This is a genomic window from Psychromonas sp. CNPT3, from assembly GCF_000153405.2.
In the GTDB taxonomy this organism is placed as follows: domain Bacteria; phylum Pseudomonadota; class Gammaproteobacteria; order Enterobacterales; family Psychromonadaceae; genus Psychromonas.
Genome location: NC_020802.1, coordinates 875,497 through 893,310, shown reverse-complemented (window position 1 = coordinate 893,310; position 17,814 = coordinate 875,497). Strand labels below are relative to the sequence as shown.

The window sequence follows — 17,814 nt, the reverse complement described above, 5'->3', positions numbered from 1 at the left end:
TGGTGTTGCCTTTAATTCTAATTATCTTTAAAGGCTTATTATGTTTATCTACACGCATCGACATTTTTACGCTAAATTACTTAGCTTCTTTACCGCCTTTTTATTATTGAGCGGTTGTGGATTCCACATTAAAAATAGTGATGGTCTGGTTGATAAATATCCACAAATTTATGTGAAAAGTACGCGAAATAGTGATTTAACACGATTTGTTTTGATTCGTTTACGTGGCGCTGGCATTGAGATTGTCGACACCCCAAATGAAAATGTGGCTAAACTGCTGATATCTTCGCCAAGGCGTAGTGAACGCACAATATCTCTGTACAGTAACGCTCAAAATGCAGAGCAAGAACTCGGTTATAATATTGAATATTCAATCACTCGCCCAGGGCAATTAACACAAAACTTCAAAGTAAACTTGTACCGTGATTTTTTAGATGATCCCGCCCAAGCTTTGGCAAAATCTCGTGAAGCTGAATTACTTACCAAAGAATTAGATATGATTGCAGCCGATCATATTATCAGCACCATGCTCTCTTTAAAAAGTACGTTGCCAAGCCCAAGTGAACCTTAAAAATGCGAATTTATCCCGAACAATTAGCACAACACTTAAAACAAAAAATACCCGCATGTATTTTAATATTTGGCGATGAGATCTTATTTTCATTAGAAGCCTTACAACAGATTAAAACGAGTGCAAAACAGCAAGGTTACTTAGAAATATTTCAATTTGATATGGGTGTCAATTTTGCCAGTGATGATATTTTTAACCACTTTGTAAGTCGCTCTTTATTTAGTGAAAAAAAAATAATTCTGCTTACACTACCTAAAACAAGCAAAGAAAATACCGCGTTTATCCGTGAGGTAACGCCTTTACTTAATGAAGATATTTTATTAATAATACAAGGCCCAAAACTAAACACACAACAAATGAACAGTGTTTGGTTTAAACAATTAGAAAAAATCGGACTCTTTGTTGCGACCTTAGCACCTAACCAGCAACGCTTCCCTCAGTGGATATTTCAGCGTTTAAAATCGTTACAGCTTGAAGCGAGTAATGAGGTTATTGAATACCTTTGTGTACATTTTGAAGGTAATTTATTAGGTGCTAAACAAGAATTTGAAAAATTAGCATTGATCTATCCAAAGCAAAAATTAACCTTGCAACAAGTCGAAAAAAATATCACCACGCATTGCCACTTTTCAATTTTTCAATGGGTTGATAGCCTGTTAGTGGGTGCACAAGGACGTTCTTTACGTATTTTAAAACAACTACAAAATGAAGATACTGAGATCCTTTTATTAAGTGCGACGCTTAGCAGTGAAATACAAAAACTACTTAAAATAAGTTACCAAAAGAACACAGTCGCACTTGAACAATTATTAGAGCAGCAACAACCAAAACTGTGGACAGCCAAAAAACAAATACTTAAAAAAGCATTAACACGATTAGATACGCAGCGACTTGAGCAATTAGTACAAATGTCAGCTCAGCTTGAAATTGCAATCAAAGTAGAGAATAGCCCTCAAAGTTGGCTTTTATTAGAGCGGATATGTTATGCCTTTATCTGATCCCAAAGTAACATCGATCGTCAAGCAACAAGCCATTGGTTTTTTAGGCGGTACGTTTGATCCTATTCATTTTGGTCATCTGCGCCCGGCTTTAGAAGTCTGTGAAAGAGTAAACCTACAAACACTCTTTTTATTACCCAACCATATTGCGCCACATAAATCATCCGCGCAGTGCAGTGCAACGCGGCGCGCTCATATGGTACGCCTTGCCATTAAAGCACAACCAAAATTACGTATCGATACACGCGAATTAAATCGCGCGCAGGCAAGTTACACGATTGATACCTTAAAAGAGCTTAAACAAGACTACCCGCATACTCCAATCTGCTTTATTATGGGTATGGACTCATTACTTAGCTTTGATAGTTGGCATCAATGGCAAGATATTCTTAATTATTGTCATCTTATCGTCTGCCATCGCCCCGGCTGGAAATGTGACTTTAATAACAAGATAAGCGCCTTACTCAAGGCACATAAAACATCGCATAAAGATGACTTACATTGCTTACAAGCCGGTAAAATATACTTCCAAGAAACAACCCAACTTGAAGTTTCATCTTCACAAATACGTGATGCGTTACAACAACATCGCAGTATTGATTATTTATTACCTAATAGCGTAATCGATTATATAAAAACACAACAATTGTATAAAAACACGCCTGATTAATATCGCGATCATACAGATCATTGCGATATAAACAAAAGTAAGCATTTCGAACAATAATAGCGATATTTAAGCGCGATCATTCAAACTATCTCAGTCCCATTTTCACCCTGGAAATATGATGCAAACACCCTCTAAAAAAAATTATAAATTCAAAGATCTTATCTTTTTTAGCACCGCTCTTTTCTGCCTAAGCCCCATTGTTAATTCTCCCGTTGCGTTAATACTCGGCTTTATATTGTTGAGTTTTGGTCTCGTCCCTACGTACATTGATACTGGCACTATCACTAAAAAATTATTGGCTTATTCGATTATCGGTTTAGGTTTTGGTATTCAGCTAGAGCAGGCTATCGAGGTCAGTAAAAATGCAATAGGGCTTATCTGCACCTCTATTTTTGGGGTATTAGTGATCGGCACATTACTTACAAAGTGGTTAAAAATAGATGCTAAAATGGGCCATTTAATTGCCTCTGGTACCGCAATTTGTGGCGGTAGCGCCATTGCTGCCGTTGCCCCTGCTATTAAAGCTAAAAACCAACAAATCTCGCATGCCCTTGCCGTTGTCTTTATTTTAAATTCAATTGCGCTTTTTGTTTTCCCTTATGTGGGCCACCTTTTAGAAATGAGTCAGCATGCTTTTGGTGTGTGGTGTGCGATTGCAATACATGATACCTCTTCCGTCGTCGGAGCCGCCTCTGCGTATGGTGATGAAGCCTTGCGTATCGCGACAACATTAAAGTTGTCTCGTGCTCTGTGGATAGTACCTCTTGCCTTGATAAGCGCCTTGGCCTTTAAAGAGCGCCGCCATAAAATACGCATTCCACTGTTTATCATTTTTTACTGCTTAGCCATTTTAGTTAGTAGTTACTTCCCTCAAGGGGGTGATATTTACTTGATTATTTTTAACCTATCAAAACATACTTTAGTTTTATGCCTGTTTCTCATTGGCGCGAGTATCACCTTGAAACAGTTCAAAGAGGCCGGTTATAAACCTTTACTACTTGGGGTTTGTTTATGGTTAATGGTGAGTGTTTGCTCGCTTATTTATATACTCTTTTTCTTATAACGCATCATGCAACGATAACAAGCAATAACAAGCAATAAAAAAGCGCAGACTCTATTTATAGAGCCTGCGCTTTTTATTCATTAGCAAGAGGATCCCATTTTCAGAGGCTTCAAAACAGCATGGGTTTTGAAGCGAGCGCCCAAAAAACACTCATTTTTATGCTTGATATGTTGTTATAAAATACCTATGTAAATAATGCCCAGGTAGAATAATGCCAAGGTAGAATGACACTTTTCAATTTGATGCAAAGAAACTATGCCTGAGCAGGCTTACTGACAGTGCATCTTGAAGTCTCATGAGTATCTACTACTTTTTATCGTGCGCATTTTGCCAAAGTTTGGCTTTTTCTATTAAAGGAATGATCGTTGATCCCTGGATCAATATCGAGAAAAACACCACCGCATAAGTCATCACTAATATGATTTCCCGTACATCAATATTTTTATCGGGTAAAACCATAATACCACTTGGAATGGCCATGGCCATAGCCAGTGCCAGACCACCTCGAAGACCCCCCCATGTTAAAATAGAGACAGAATAAGGATTGTAAACTCGGCAACAAGAAAAGCTAATATATGAGAGTTTAACGCTCAAATAACGCGCCACTAAAACAATGGGGATAGCAATTAACACCACTAACACATCTTCAATGTGAAAAGTAAATTGGAGCATGCTTAAACCGATCAATAGAAATAAAATACCATTTAAAAACTCATCGACAAGTTCCCAAAAATGATCTAATTGTGCTTTACTCTCCTTAGAAAAGCCTTTAATACGGGTCCAATTACCTATCATAATACCGGCAACTACCATTGAAAGAGGGCCTGATACACCTATCATTTGCGCGAATACATAACCACCCGTCGGGATCCCGACCGTCAGTAATAACTCCATCGCATGATCATCTGTCGCGCTGATCAAACAATGGAAAAAGAAACCGAGCACTAAGCCATATAAGATCCCGCCAATGGCTTCATGCAAAAATAACATACTCACTGATGAAACAGTCGGCTCACCCGTTGCAAAGGCAATACTAAAAATAGTCATAAAAATAATTAAACCAAAACCATCATTAAAAAGAGACTCCCCTTCTATTTGAATCGCAATTCGCTTTGGTGCTTGTAGTTTTTTAACGATCGCCAATACCGCGATAGGATCTGTCGGTGAAATAAGCGCGCCAAAAAGGAGGCAATAGATAAAATCAAACGGTAAGCCAATAAGTTGACATAAATACCAAAGCGCAATACCCACAAAAGCCGTTGAGAAAAGTGTCGCTCCTAATGCTAATATGGTTATTTCCCATTTTTGATCGCGCATATGATCCAGCTTTATCCCTAAACCACCCGCAAATAATAAAAAACCTAACATACCTTTTAATAGAAAACTTTCAAAATCAAGCCCTGCTAATTGGGCACTGGCAATTTCTTGCAGTTGAGTAAAGCCATTTTTCCCTGCGATAATAATGATCACCGACAAAAGTAAGGAGCCTGCGGTAATAGCGATAGTATTTTGCATATGTCCTATTTTGCTATTAACAAACGTAATTAGCATAGCGGCAGCTGCAATAAAGCAAAAGGTAGCATAAACTGACATCTTATATCCCATAAATAAATTGTAAAAAAAATAAGAGAACATTAATCATTAAAGGTGTAAATATCAATACCGAATTGTGTGTATTTTAACAATTATTTTACATGAACAATGCTTTTATTATCTAACAACACACTAGAAAGCCTTTAAATAAGGCTGACAAAATATATTAAATCCAATTTACAGAGCACCTTATATTTTTTTATTTTTTTTATAACTAAAATGAGAAATAAACAACACAAACAATTAATATCAAGTTAAAATGAAAACTACATCTTAATAAATTTAATAAAATAAAGAGAAATAAGCATGTCAGCAAATATCATTTTTATCGATGATCCTAAGCATATCCGTAAAACCTTTTGGAAATATGCAATTCCATCTCTGATCTCTATGTTGGCAAGTGGTTTATATCAAATCATCGATGGTATCTTTATTGGTTATTATATTGGTGCACACGGACTTGTTGCGATTAATATTGCTTGGCCCATTATTGGTATCATTATGGGCCTCGGTTTGATGATAGGTATGGGTAGTGGCAGTTTGATCTCTACTTACTTAGGTAAAAAAGAAAAAAAGAAAGCAGAGAATATTTTATTATCGAGCTTTATTTTAATTCTTATCTTTGGCGTTATTTCTTACTTTTTTATGCAACAGTTTGCGATCCCGTTAATGCGCATGCAAGTCAACTCGGAGCCCGCGCTTCAACTTGCAATTGATTACATGAAAGTTGAAACACTTTTTTCGGTGTTCATTATTGCCTCTATGGCAATGCCTTTTTTAGTACGTAATGATTTATCCCCAAACTTTGCGACCGGCTTAGTGATATTAGGTGCAATGATAAACTTAGCCTTAGACCCTCTGTTTATTGGCTATTTTGACTGGGGTATGAAAGGAGCTGCTTACGCAACCTCTATTGCACAAGCGTGTGTTAGCATTATTGCCCTCTATTATTTTTTTAGTGGCAAAGGTTACTTAAAAGTTAAAATTAAAAACTTTAAATATCAATGGAGTATTTTACAACGCAGCCTTTGTCTTGGTGCGTCTTCTTTTACCATGTATCTCTATTTTAGTTTTGTCATGGCGATACATAATCTATTATTTTCTCAATATGGTACTGAGCACAGTGTGGCAGCTTACGCCATTGTGGGTTATTTAATGATTTTCTATTACCTTTTTGCAGAAGGCATCTCTGAGGGAATGCAACCCCAAGTCAGTTACTATACAGGGGCGAAATCCACTGAAAATGTCAATAAAGTCCTTTTTTTATCCTTAAAAATAGTTTTAAGTGTGGGCGTATTGTGGATAATCGTACTTAATTTATTTCCGGCACCTTTTATAAAATTATTTGAAAATAATAATGTGATCCTTTTAAACGAGGCGATCACAGGCATACATTTACATTTATTCAGTTCCTTTTTAGATGGCTTCCTGGTCATTAGTACCGTCTATTTCCTATCCGTCGGCGAAGCTAAAAAATCATTGTTCGTCTCACTTGCAAACATGTTAATTCAATTACCTTTTCTTTATTTTTTACCAAAGATATATGGATTACATGGCGTCTGGCTGGCATTACCCATCTCTAATGTTTTATTAACCCTTTTAATTGCACCCATTTTATATTATGACATCAAAAATCGTAGAGCAAAAAACAGTCCAAAGAAGCCTTGTGACGATCCTAAAGAGATAAACAACAACACTTTTACGTCTGAAAAAAAATATAAGCCTTAATTAAAAACGGTTATACGCTCTTTTTGTATAACCCTTCTCCCTATAAAATAAAACCATATAAAATGACAAGCCCTCTTTTTTAATATGGTTTTAACATTTACACTGTCTACGTTTCCTTTTCTCCTTTGTATGGATATTATTTATGTTTAAAGCCTTAGTATTAGATCAAGTCGATAATAAAACGATCGCAGAAGTGCGCCAGATTGATAGCTCTTTTTTAGCCAATGAAGATGTTTTAATCGATGTAGAATATAGTTCAATTAACTATAAAGATGGTTTAGCTATCACAGGTCTAGGGCGCATCGTTAAAAATTTCCCGATGATACCCGGTATTGATTTATGCGGTCGCGTTATTACATCTAAAGATGCGCGTTACGCTGCCGGCGATAACGTTATTTTAACCGGCTGGGGAGTTGGTGAGAGTCACAGTGGTGGAATGGCAGAAAAAGCCAGCTTAAAAGGCGACTGGTTAGTCCCCCTTCCTAAGCAACTATCACCTCAACAAGCAATGATGGTTGGCACTGCAGGCTTAACCGCAATGCTTTGTGTACAAGCTTTAATTGATGCAGGTGTTAGCACCGAGGATGGCGAGATATTAGTGACCGGTGCAAGTGGCGGCGTTGGCACCGTTGCTATTGTTTTGCTTAGTGAGCTCGGTTACAAGGTCGTTGCTGCCAGTGGAAGATGTAAAGAAAACCAAGACTTGCTCCTTAGCCTTGGCGCAGTGCGCACTATCAGTAGAGAAACATTAGAAGAGCCTGCACGCGCATTAGAGAAGCAACTGTGGGCAGGCGCTATTGATACCGTTGGCAGTAAAATATTAGCCAAAGTATTAGCACAAATGCAATACAATGGCGCCGTCGCAGCGTGCGGCCTTGCCGGTGGTTTTGATTTACCGAGCACCGTGATGCCTTTTATTTTACGTGCGGTAAAACTTTTAGGTGTTGACTCTGTTTTATGCCCTTATACTAAACGAGTGGCCGCTTGGCAACGTTTAGCAACGTTATTACCACCACGTTTTTATCAGCAAGCTTGCCATGAAATAACACTAGATGAAGCTATCCCTTACGCAACAAAAATCATACAGGGTGAGATCACTGGTCGTACGGTTATTAAAATAAAATAAGTAAAATGCTAAAAGGGGCAATAATAATACCAAAGAAATTAATTAAGTTTTCATGTATTGCGCAGGAAAAATTAACACTAGCAAGGCGTGAGTTGTAGAAGATAGTTGTTCTCACTTCAAAACTCACAACGCAGGTAGGGATAATTTCAACAAGCAAGATGGGTAACCTTTTTAGTTCCTTTGGTATAATGCCCCTTATACCAATGGAATTAATTAAGCTTCCATGTATTGCGCAGGAAAAATTAACACTAGCAAGGCGTGAGTTATAGGAGATAGTTGTTCTCACTTCAAAACTCACAACGCTGGTAGGGATAATTTCAACAAGCAAGACGGGTAACTTTTTTAGTTCCTTTGCTATTAATTTAACTGAGTTTAAATTGTGCCACTATCGCGACTAATTGCGTATTACAACTGACAATGTCAGTACTAATATCTAAACTTTTTTGACCTTTGACCGTTAGCTCGACCACCATGTCTTGAATGGCGCTCATTTGTCGACTAATATCTTCAGTCACCGAGCTTTGCTCTTCGGCTGCCGTCGCAATTTGTGTTCCTAAATCATTAATTTCTAAAATTGATCCAGACATAGCATCAATACTTGAAATCGCTTTATTGGTATTATCCAAACTTTCATTACAACTTAGTTTGGTATGCGCCATTGCGCCCACCACAATATCAGCACCTTTACGCAGTTCATCAAGCATCAAATTAATTTCAGCCGTACTTTTTTGCGTCCTCGCAGCCAGATTTCGAACTTCATCGGCAACCACTGCAAAACCTCGACCTTGCTCTCCTGCACGGGCGGCCTCAATGGCTGCATTTAATGCAAGCAGATTGGTTTGATCTGCAATGTCCCCTATCACACTCAGAACCGTGGTTATTTGTAAAATATCCGCGTTCATCGTGGCAACACTGACTTCCATTTCCTCTATCTCTGTCGCCAAAGTACTTACACTATTTCCGGCATCACTCACAATCGCTTTAGATGCAATTGATTCATCCGTCGATTTTTGTGTAAACAATGCAGATTGAGCAGCACTTTCTGCGACACTGTCCGCCGTTGAGCTCATCTCGGTGATAGCCACCACAATTTGCTCTGTTTCTTGTGTATGTGCATTTAAAACATGCATATTTTCTTGTGCATCATTGGTTAATTCATTTGCACTACCACTTAACTGACAGGTTGCATCATTAATTTCTAACATCATCGATTGTAAATTAGACACGAATTGATTCACTGATCTAGCGATGTCATTCAAATCGTCTTTTGTATTGCCTACCTCAAGACGTTTAGTAAGGTCGGCATTACCCTCAGCTAAGCCTGCAATTGTTTCTTTTAAGGACAAAATAGGACGGTATAACTTATTCAACCAAAAAATAAGGATCACAATAGCCAAAATAATTAATGCGAATGCACTTGCAATAGATAAACGTAACGCCTCATCAAGACCTGCAAATATCTTATGCTTATCAACGCTCATCACTAATGTCCATTGCACCTCATCACTAAGAGAAAACGTTTTAAAAGAAGAAACTACTTCCGTATTGTTATATAAGTAGGTAAGTTCCCCCACCTTATTAGTTTGTGTTTTGCTTTTTAAAGCGAGTAATTGAGGATCATGATTAATATTCTCTATTTTTAATTGTTGATCCGTTGTCGCAATGCGCTCTCCATTGTGTGCGTATAAAGCAAGACTACCCATTTCAAGTTTATTTTCACCTAACATAGCATTGATGTTTTTTAAATCCACATCTGCTAACAACACGCCTTTAAATTTTCCATCCGAATACACAGGTTGTGCAATACTGATCAAATATTGCCCCTTCGTCATCGCATCTTCATAAATATTAGTAACAATACTTTTACCTGCTTGTTTCGCACTTTTATACCAATCTCGCGTGCGAGGATCATAAGTAGAAGGATCTAACTCACCATATTCAGAAGCATAACTGCTCCCATTACGATAGCCCATGACGACATTGATAGCATTTGTCGACAAACTAATTTGTTTTGTCATTAAAATTAGTTCATCTTTATTGGTATGTTCAGCAAAGCCAGGTGCAGTGGCCTGTAATGCCGATTTAACAGATAATATCCAACTTTTAATCTTAAGCGCTTCTTCTTTTACTAATAAAGTAGAGTGACGACTATTTTGATATTGGATCTCACTTGATAATTTTTGATAAGCAATAAAATTGGAAACACACAAACTCACCGCAACTAAAATAACGGAGGCCATAATAATACGACCTTTAAAACTTTTAAAAAAATTCATACTTTTCTTTCCCTGAATATATTTTTCTGCCTTTAATACACTAAGGATCCAAGATACTTAGCAGCTTAAATTCACAATGTGTCACGATAAAAGGAAATACTAGCATGAACGCTCGCTTTGCAATCAAATAAAGATCACTTAATAAACTATTATATTATATAAATATCACATACATAGCGCATTTTGTACATACAGCGAATAATATGAACCTTGATGCTGACGATATTCATAATTGTTAGGATTAAAATATTTATCCGAAGATATATTAAAATAGAGAAGATAAATCTCTTTTTATCTTCAGAAGAATTTATGAAAAAAAAAGAATGCCGAAGCATTCTTTTAAAAGAGAAAGAAAAATAATAAAGTATTAACTGAGTTTAAATTTGCCAACGATTGTTTCTAGTTGAGTATTACAATTAGATATATCTGTGCTGATATCCAAGCTTTTTTGACCATTATGACTCAGTGTATTTACCATTTCACGTATCGCCGTCATCTGTCGACTAATATCTTCAGTGACCGAGCTTTGCTCTTCTGCAGCCGTCGCAATTTGGACACCCAAATCATTAATTTCCATGATAGATCCCGACATAATATCGATACTCTCAATGGCTTTATTAGTGTTTTCTAAGCTTTCATTACAGCTTACTTTGGTATGCGCCATCGCACCAACGACGATATCAGCGCCTTTACGCAACTCGTCAAGCATACTATTAATTTCAGCCGTACTTTTTTGAGTGCGCCCTGCCAAGTTTCGGACTTCATCGGCAACAACCGCAAAACCACGGCCTTGCTCACCCGCACGCGCAGCCTCGATAGCAGCATTTAGTGCTAATAAATTAGTTTGGTCGGCAATATCACCAATCACCGTTAACACTTGACTGATTTTGAGAATGTCCGTATTCATATTACTAACACTGACTTCCATCTCATCAATCTCTGTCGCAAGCGTCGTGACACTTTGTCCGGCACAACTCACAATTTCTTTAGATGCCAAAGATTCATTACTCGACTTCTGTGTAAACAGCGCAGATTGTGCAGCACTTTCGGCAACACTTTCGGCCGTTGAGCTCATTTGCGTTATTGCCACTACAATTTGCTCTGTCTCTTGAGCGTGTGCATCTAATACCTGTGTGTTCTCATTCGCATCAGCAGTCAATGTATTCACACTTTTACCCAAATGTTTCGTCGACTGTTCTATTTCTAGCATCATTGACTGTAGATTACTCACAAATTGATTAACAGAAACCGCAATATCATCTAAATCATCTTTCGCATTAGATATCACAAGACGTCGCGTTAAATCAGCATTGCCTTGTGCAAGTGCACCTATGGTCTCTTTTAAAGATAAAATCGGACGATAAAAACGTTGTAATAAGACTATTAAAATAAAAATAGCGACGAGAATCAAACTCAGCGCAGTAATAATGGTTTGTTGAAATGCTTTAGCAAGGTCGGCAAATACGATATCTTTATCTGCAGTCATCACCAGAGTCCACTGCACACCATCATTTAAGGTAATATTTTCAAAATAGGAGATCGCATTAATATTTTGATAAACATACTCTAAATTACCTTCTTTACTTTTATCGATAGCTAATTTAAGTGCATTTAACTGCGGATCATTCTTTAACTTATCCTGACTGGATGAAGAGGTTGTTGAAGCAATACGAAGTCCATCTTGTGTATATAAATCAAGATCACCTATTTGAGGTTTACCGTTTAAAAGCATCGCATGGGTTGCTGTTAATTCTATATCCGCTAACAGTACACCTTTCAAAACACCATTTAAGTAAAAAGGCTCTGCGATCGAAACTAATTGATTTTTCGTTACCGAATCTTTGTAAATATTAGTAATAATTCCTTTGCCTGCGCGTTTCGCTTGCTGGTACCAACCACGGCTACGTGGATCATAACTCGATGGATCTCGTTTTCCATTAGCAGAATCAAAAGAGCTACCATCGCTATAACCGACTAATATCATGCTGGCAGGTGTTGTTAAATGGATATGCTTAAGCATTAAAACAATACTTTCTTGCTGTTTAACATCTGCGAAACCAGGCGCAGTTGCCTCAATAGCATCAATCATTGTATCTATCCAATTTTTGATTTTTAGCGATGACTCCTTGACTAATAAGGTCATATATTTATTATTTTGAGTATGCATCTCATTCGATAATTTTTGATATGCCAAAAAATTAGAAATACATAAACTGACAGCCACAAGTAATGCCGATGCGCTAATAATACGTCCTTTAAAACTTCTTAAAAATTTCATAAATCATACCTTCCTTAGAGATGATAGTAGTTAACTTTTTAAATTTATTGGTACCCTTTGTTTGCCTAGACATTTGTCCTTTAAAACTAAAAATCCATAAATAAAGTACTTTTTTGTTTTCATCATTTTTTCCTAAAACGAGATAACACTATTATAAAATAGCAAAAAAACAAAAAAAAACCACCTTTGTTAACAATAATTTAACATTCCCCGTGACTGATATCATAAAAAACAATCATTACACTCTGTTTTTAATAATATTAAAAACTTAATAATCTTAATTTTCCTTACTTACTCCGCGCCTCTCTTGTTTTAAAAACAAAAAAAAAGAATGCCGAAGCATTCTTTTAAAATAAAAGCGGTAGATCTATTTAAGTATTTAACTCAATTTAAATTTTCCGACTATCGCTGTTAACTGCGTATTACAAGTCGCAATATCAGCACTAATATCTAAACTTTTTTGACCGTTATGACTGAGTGTTGTGACCATCTCACGTATTGCTGTCATTTGACGGCTAATGTCTTCTGTGACTGAACTTTGCTCTTCAGCAGCCGTTGCAATCTGCACACCTAAGTCATTAATTTCCATAATAGAGCCTGACATAGCATCAATACTCTCTATCGCTTTATTAGTATTATCTAAGCTTTCATTACAGCTTACTTTAGTATGCGCCATGGCGCTCACAACAATATCAGCCCCTTTGCGTAACTCTTCAAGCATACTATTAATTTCAGCCGTACTTTTTTGAGTACGTCCCGCCAAGTTGCGAACTTCATCGGCAACAACTGCGAAACCACGTCCTTGCTCACCCGCACGAGCAGCTTCAATCGCGGCATTTAATGCCAATAAATTAGTTTGGTCAGCAATATCGCCAATGACCGTTAACACTTGGCTAATTTGTAATATATCGGTGTTCATATTACTCACACTGACTTCCATCTCATCAATTTCGCTTGCAAGCGTCGTCACACTTTGACCCGCAGAACTCACAATCTCTTTAGAAGCTAAAGATTCTGTACTTGATTGTTGTGTAAATAGTGCAGATTGAGAAGCGCTTTCAGCAACACTCTCAGCCGTTGAACTCATTTCAGTTATTGCCACTACAATTTGCTCAGTTTCTTTAGCATGCGCATCTAATACCTGAGTATTTTCATGCGCGTCGGCAGTCAATGTATCAACGCTTTTGCTTAAATATTTTGTCGCATCTTCGATTTCTAACATCATCGATTGCAAATTACTCACAAATTGGTTAACAGAGATGGCAATATCATCTAAATCATCTTTATTATTAGAAATAGTAAGACGACGCGTTAAATCAGCATTACCTTGCGCAAGTGCGCCAATGGTCTCTTTTAACAACAAAATAGGACGATAAAAGCGTTGTAATAATAATACTAATATAAAAATAGCAACAACGATCAACACGAGAGCAGTAATAATAGATTGCTCTAAAGCCTTACTCAAATCTGCAAATACAACATCTTTATCCGCAGTCATCACAACCGCCCAGTCAATATCATCACTTAATGAGATCTTTTTAAAATATGAGATCGCATTCATACTGTTATAGACGTACTCCAAGCTGCCTGTTTGATTATTATCAATGGCAATTTTCAGCGCATTTAGTTGCGCATTATTTTTTAAATCTTTTTGAGCAGAAGAGTTGATGGTAGATGCAATGGCGATTCCCGCCTGAGTATATAATGCAAGATCCCCTATCTGAGGCTTACTATGCTCCAACATGATATCGGCAACCGTTAATTCAACATCCGCTAACAACACACCTTTAAACTCGCCATTTAAATAAAAGGGCTCAGCAATACTCACCAGTTGTTTTTTCGTTAACGCATCATTATAAATATTAGTAACAATACCCTTGCCGGCTTGTTGTGCTTTTTTATACCAATCTCGAGTACGTGGATCATAACTAGACGGTTCACCTTTACCAAATTCAGAATCAAAAGAGATCCCATCGGTGTAGCCCACTAAGATATTACTCGCCTCTGTCGCTAAGCGAATTTGCTTCACCATTAACAGGCGACTTGCATCACTTCTGTTTTCGGCAAAGCCAGGTGCACTTGCGTTAAGCGCATTTTTAAGCGCGAATATCCAATCGTGAATTTTAAGTGAAGAGTCTTTCACTAAAAGTGTCATGTATCTATTATTTTGCTGATACATCTCATTTGATAATTTTTGATATGCCAAGAAATTAGACGCACACAAACTGACTGCGACTAATAATGCAGATGCACTAATAATTCGCCCTTTAAAACTTCTTAAAAAATTCATAAATCAGACCTTCCTTAGAAATGATACGTATTTATATTTATTAGCATCTAAAAAGTAATCGATTGTCGATTAATTTTTAAGTGTTTTTGTAATATTTATCTCAATTATATCTTTTATATCATATACATACTCATAAAACGAAGGTAATACTAAATATTTATAAATAAAGTGCATTTGTTTGTTTAATTAGTATTTTTTTATAAAATCATATTAAAATCGTTAAATTATAGCGGTAAAATAAATAAAGCAATATTGAAATTGTACGTTAAATAACAATGACATATACATTAAAAAGAGGATGCACCTCTAAGATCAAACAAACAACACCAGAAAAGCTTTTTAAAGCACTATATATCAAAAAATATAGGTATATTGTGCTTTGACAGCCCACCCTAAAACGACTTTTAAATGTCTAATATCAATACCCCCATCAGAATTAAAATTTTTAATCCTTAAAATAATCAATCCATCATCGTTTTATCGTAAGATAAAGAATACAAAGAGATCATGCCAGCATCATATGCGTATAAAACTGCACAAAGTCAGAGATAATTCCCTGTTTATAAAATATAACAGTGCGTAGCACAGAAAATAAAAGGCACTTTACAGGCATAAAAAAACCACGATAAACGTGGCTTTTAATTTTTATGTAATAAAAAATTCTAACGTGATTTAAATTTTTTGTTATCGGGTTTTAACGAAGATTCTGGTAATTCTTTTGTTGGTTCAAATCCCGCTATTATTTTACGCGGAATAAGCGCACCTAAACGTTTTTCGATATAGCACAAACTTCTAAAATCATCTCGAGACACAAATGAGATAGCATGACCCGTCGCACCAGCTCGCCCAGTTCGCCCAATGCGATGTATATAATCATCCGCTTGATCAGGAAGATCATAATTTATCACGTAATTTAAGTTATCAATATCAATACCACGAGATGCCACACCTGTTGCCACTAAATATGCCAATGTGCCCGCTTTAAAGTCTGCGAGTAAGGTTTCTCGTACACTTTGACTTCTGCCACTATGAAACGATTCGGCTTTAACACCTCGTTTTTCTAGTTGGCTCACAAGTTTTGCGGCGCCACGTTTAGTTTCTATAAAAATAAGGGCTTGATCCCACTTATTCTCGGTTATTAAATGGCTTAGTAATGCTGATTTTTTATCTTTATCAATAGGGATCAAATATTGATTTATTTTGGGCTTGTTATGTTTTTCTCTAATAGTTATTTGCACCGCATTTTCAATGGCAGTTTTTGCTAAAAAACGCACTTTAGGTGATAACGTTGCCGAAAATAATAAATTTTGTCGTATTTCTGGTAAACGCTCCAAGATTTTATTGATATCACCAATAAAGCCCATATCTAGCATTCTATCTGCTTCGTCTAATACCAGTATTTGTATCTCATCAAAGTGAATGGCACGTTGCGTATACATATCGAGTAAGCGCCCCGGTGTGGCCACTAAAATATCCACGCCAGCAATTAAGGCTTCTTTTTGCGAGGTATCATCAACGCCACCGTACATAGCAAGTGAAGTTAAGGATAAATGTTGGCTATACGCTTTGACATTAGCTTCTATTTGGATAGCAAGTTCACGTGTTGGCGTTAAAATTAACACGCGAATACGTTTAGCCCGAATTTCAGGCTCATCTTTTAAACGCTCTAAAATAGGTAAAACGAAGGCCCCCGTTTTACCCGTACCTGTTTGCGCGCAGGCAATCACATCTCTGCCTTTTAAAATAACAGGGATCGCCTTTTCTTGTATTGGGGTTGGTTTTTTATAACCAAGTTCAGAAATGGCCTGTAAAATTTGCGGGCTTAAGCCAAGCTTAGAAAATGACATGTAGGATCTCAATGTTAAAATAAATAAAAAAGGTAACTCATACCTCTGCAATTAATTAAGTGATCGTATATTACGCAGGAAAAATTAGTACTAACAAGACGAGAGTTGCAGGAGATAGTTATTCTCACTTCAAAACTTACAACGCAGGTTGGGATAATTTAAACAAACAAGACTGATCACTTTTTAGTTCTTTGGGTATTTAACCAAATAATAATATCTATTCTAACACGAAGATGAATGCTGCGTACACGCACAATAAAAAACTTCCCTCTGCGTATACACATGTCACTTAAAAATGTTTTCTCTGCACAGCCTCTGATAGTAGTTTAAGTGATCACTTCTATTAACCATTTTTGTAATTCAGTGAGATCAACGCGGCGTTCAGGAAACTGTGCAGTAACCTTATCAATAGCTTGTGTAAACGTCTGCGTATTAAATGTTTTATCTAAAATCAACCTAGAAAGCATCTCTAATGGTGCAGGATCTAAACTATCAGTAAACATTTTAGCTTCAACAATACATCCCTTTTGCACATTTAAGTGTAATTCAACGCCTCCCCATGTAAAACGTTCATCTAACGTATACATAAATTCAGGAGCCTGACCAAAATTCCATTGCCAACTACTTTGATGCTCAAACTTTTCCTTAAACCCCTCCTCCGTTAAAAACGTTTGCGCCGAAACATATTGAACTTCGGTACGCTCTCCATAATAATCACAAAAAGCATCAATAATGGCATCACAGACCTTTTCATGATCAATGCTAGGGGTGATCTCACTTAAATTAGTCACCCTAGCACGCACTGAGCTTATACCTTTGGCTTTTAATTTTTTAGGATCGGGGTTTAAATAATCTGCTAAACGGCTTAAATTTGCATTTAATAATAAGGTCCCATGATGAAAACCTCGATCTTTCGCTTCCCGATAAGCGGATCCTGAAAACTTTTTTTCTCCCTCATGATCTTCAATAACAAAATCATTACGGCCACTTGATTTAGCCTTAATGCCTAAGCTAAGTAACGCATCAAGAACGATCTTTGTAGAAATACTTTTATTATACTCAGGCTTACTCGCCATGAAGGTGAAATTAGTATTCCCTAGATCATGAAAGACTGCCCCTCCTCCTGTTTGTCTGCGTGCTAAGGTTATGCCATCACGTTGCATCTTTAAGGTGTTACACTCTTTCCAAGGATTTTGCGCTCGGCCAATGATCACACTATCAGCATTACGCCATAAAAAAAGAATACGCTTATCAACAGACATTGAGCGAAAGATCAGATCTTCTACCGCCAAATTAAAACAAGGCTCTGTACTGGTAGAAATCAAAATTCGAATACTAGACATAACAATCCTATGCACTTAAAAGAGAGAATAA

Annotated in this window: 12 protein-coding genes; 6 read left to right on the top strand and 6 right to left on the bottom strand. The window is 36.8% G+C overall.

From position 1 onward, the window contains the following. Positions 1–40 precede the first annotated feature (40 nt). The 4 genes from PCNPT3_RS03905 to PCNPT3_RS03890 all read left to right on the top strand — a co-directional run bounded on the left by PCNPT3_RS03905 (position 41) and on the right by PCNPT3_RS03890 (position 3,302). Positions 41–571, top strand: a complete 531-nt coding sequence (locus PCNPT3_RS03905; protein WP_015464570.1) for an LPS-assembly lipoprotein LptE — start codon at positions 41–43, stop codon at positions 569–571. 2 nt (positions 572–573) lie between these two features. Beyond that, positions 574–1,569: a DNA polymerase III subunit delta gene (gene holA, locus PCNPT3_RS03900; protein WP_015464569.1), complete on the top strand. Its 996-nt coding sequence runs from the start codon at positions 574–576 to the stop codon at positions 1,567–1,569. After that, positions 1,556–2,239: a nicotinate-nucleotide adenylyltransferase gene (gene nadD / locus PCNPT3_RS03895; RefSeq protein ID WP_015464568.1), complete on the top strand. Its 684-nt coding sequence runs from the start codon at positions 1,556–1,558 to the stop codon at positions 2,237–2,239. The genes holA and nadD overlap by 14 nt, the downstream gene beginning before the upstream one ends. 118 nt (positions 2,240–2,357) lie before the next feature. Beyond that, complete coding sequence (locus PCNPT3_RS03890; protein ID WP_015464567.1) at positions 2,358–3,302, top strand: YeiH family protein; 945 nt, start codon at positions 2,358–2,360, stop codon at positions 3,300–3,302. Positions 3,303–3,608: 306 nt separating this feature from the next. On the opposite strand, the gene PCNPT3_RS03885 is transcribed toward PCNPT3_RS03890, so the two are convergent. Beyond that, entirely contained in the window at positions 3,609–4,895 is a 1,287-nt protein-coding gene (locus PCNPT3_RS03885) for a cation:proton antiporter (RefSeq protein ID WP_015464566.1), read from the bottom strand. Positions 4,896–5,201: 306 nt separating this feature from the next. On the opposite strand from PCNPT3_RS03885, the gene PCNPT3_RS03880 reads away from it, so the two are divergent. Together PCNPT3_RS03880 and acuI are read left to right on the top strand one after the other, a co-directional pair. After that, positions 5,202–6,623, top strand: a complete 1,422-nt coding sequence (locus tag PCNPT3_RS03880) for an MATE family efflux transporter (RefSeq protein WP_015464565.1) — start codon at positions 5,202–5,204, stop codon at positions 6,621–6,623. A gap of 142 nt (positions 6,624–6,765) precedes the next feature. Further along, positions 6,766–7,749 carry an acrylyl-CoA reductase (NADPH) gene (gene acuI, locus PCNPT3_RS03875; RefSeq protein WP_015464564.1) on the top strand — a complete coding sequence of 328 codons (984 nt, stop codon included), beginning with the start codon at positions 6,766–6,768 and terminating at the stop codon, positions 7,747–7,749. 362 nt (positions 7,750–8,111) lie between these two features. On the opposite strand, the gene PCNPT3_RS03870 is transcribed toward acuI, so the two are convergent. The 5 genes from PCNPT3_RS03870 to PCNPT3_RS03850 all read right to left on the bottom strand — a co-directional run bounded on the left by PCNPT3_RS03870 (position 8,112) and on the right by PCNPT3_RS03850 (position 17,783). Beyond that, the gene (locus PCNPT3_RS03870) at positions 8,112–10,025 is read right to left on the bottom strand and encodes a methyl-accepting chemotaxis protein (RefSeq protein WP_015464563.1); all 1,914 of its coding nucleotides are present in this window, start codon (positions 10,023–10,025) and stop codon (positions 8,112–8,114) included. Between the two features lie 367 nt (positions 10,026–10,392). Continuing rightward, complete coding sequence (locus tag PCNPT3_RS03865) at positions 10,393–12,303, bottom strand: methyl-accepting chemotaxis protein (protein WP_015464562.1); 1,911 nt, start codon at positions 12,301–12,303, stop codon at positions 10,393–10,395. 379 nt (positions 12,304–12,682) lie between these two features. Next, complete coding sequence (locus tag PCNPT3_RS03860) at positions 12,683–14,593, bottom strand: methyl-accepting chemotaxis protein (protein ID WP_015464561.1); 1,911 nt, start codon at positions 14,591–14,593, stop codon at positions 12,683–12,685. 662 nt (positions 14,594–15,255) lie between these two features. Further along, entirely contained in the window at positions 15,256–16,440 is a 1,185-nt protein-coding gene (locus tag PCNPT3_RS03855) for a DEAD/DEAH box helicase (RefSeq protein WP_015464560.1), read from the bottom strand. A gap of 326 nt (positions 16,441–16,766) precedes the next feature. After that, positions 16,767–17,783 carry a lipoate--protein ligase gene (locus PCNPT3_RS03850; RefSeq protein WP_015464559.1) on the bottom strand — a complete coding sequence of 339 codons (1,017 nt, stop codon included), beginning with the start codon at positions 17,781–17,783 and terminating at the stop codon, positions 16,767–16,769. Positions 17,784–17,814: the final 31 nt, after the last annotated feature.

Bases quoted from the DNA above. Each gene is read 5' to 3' on its own strand.
- PCNPT3_RS03905 (WP_015464570.1), top strand. From the start codon at position 41: ATGTTTATCTACACGCATCGACATTTTTACGCTAAATTACTTAGCTTC.
- holA (WP_015464569.1), top strand. From the start codon at position 574: ATGCGAATTTATCCCGAACAATTAGCACAACACTTAAAACAAAAAATA.
- nadD (WP_015464568.1), top strand. From the start codon at position 1,556: ATGCCTTTATCTGATCCCAAAGTAACATCGATCGTCAAGCAACAAGCC.
- PCNPT3_RS03890 (WP_015464567.1), top strand. From the start codon at position 2,358: ATGCAAACACCCTCTAAAAAAAATTATAAATTCAAAGATCTTATCTTT.
- PCNPT3_RS03885 (WP_015464566.1), bottom strand. From the start codon at position 4,895: ATGTCAGTTTATGCTACCTTTTGCTTTATTGCAGCTGCCGCTATGCTA.
- PCNPT3_RS03880 (WP_015464565.1), top strand. From the start codon at position 5,202: ATGTCAGCAAATATCATTTTTATCGATGATCCTAAGCATATCCGTAAA.
- acuI (WP_015464564.1), top strand. From the start codon at position 6,766: ATGTTTAAAGCCTTAGTATTAGATCAAGTCGATAATAAAACGATCGCA.
- PCNPT3_RS03870 (WP_015464563.1), bottom strand. From the start codon at position 10,025: ATGAATTTTTTTAAAAGTTTTAAAGGTCGTATTATTATGGCCTCCGTT.
- PCNPT3_RS03865 (WP_015464562.1), bottom strand. From the start codon at position 12,303: ATGAAATTTTTAAGAAGTTTTAAAGGACGTATTATTAGCGCATCGGCA.
- PCNPT3_RS03860 (WP_015464561.1), bottom strand. From the start codon at position 14,593: ATGAATTTTTTAAGAAGTTTTAAAGGGCGAATTATTAGTGCATCTGCA.
- PCNPT3_RS03855 (WP_015464560.1), bottom strand. From the start codon at position 16,440: ATGTCATTTTCTAAGCTTGGCTTAAGCCCGCAAATTTTACAGGCCATT.
- PCNPT3_RS03850 (WP_015464559.1), bottom strand. From the start codon at position 17,783: ATGTCTAGTATTCGAATTTTGATTTCTACCAGTACAGAGCCTTGTTTT.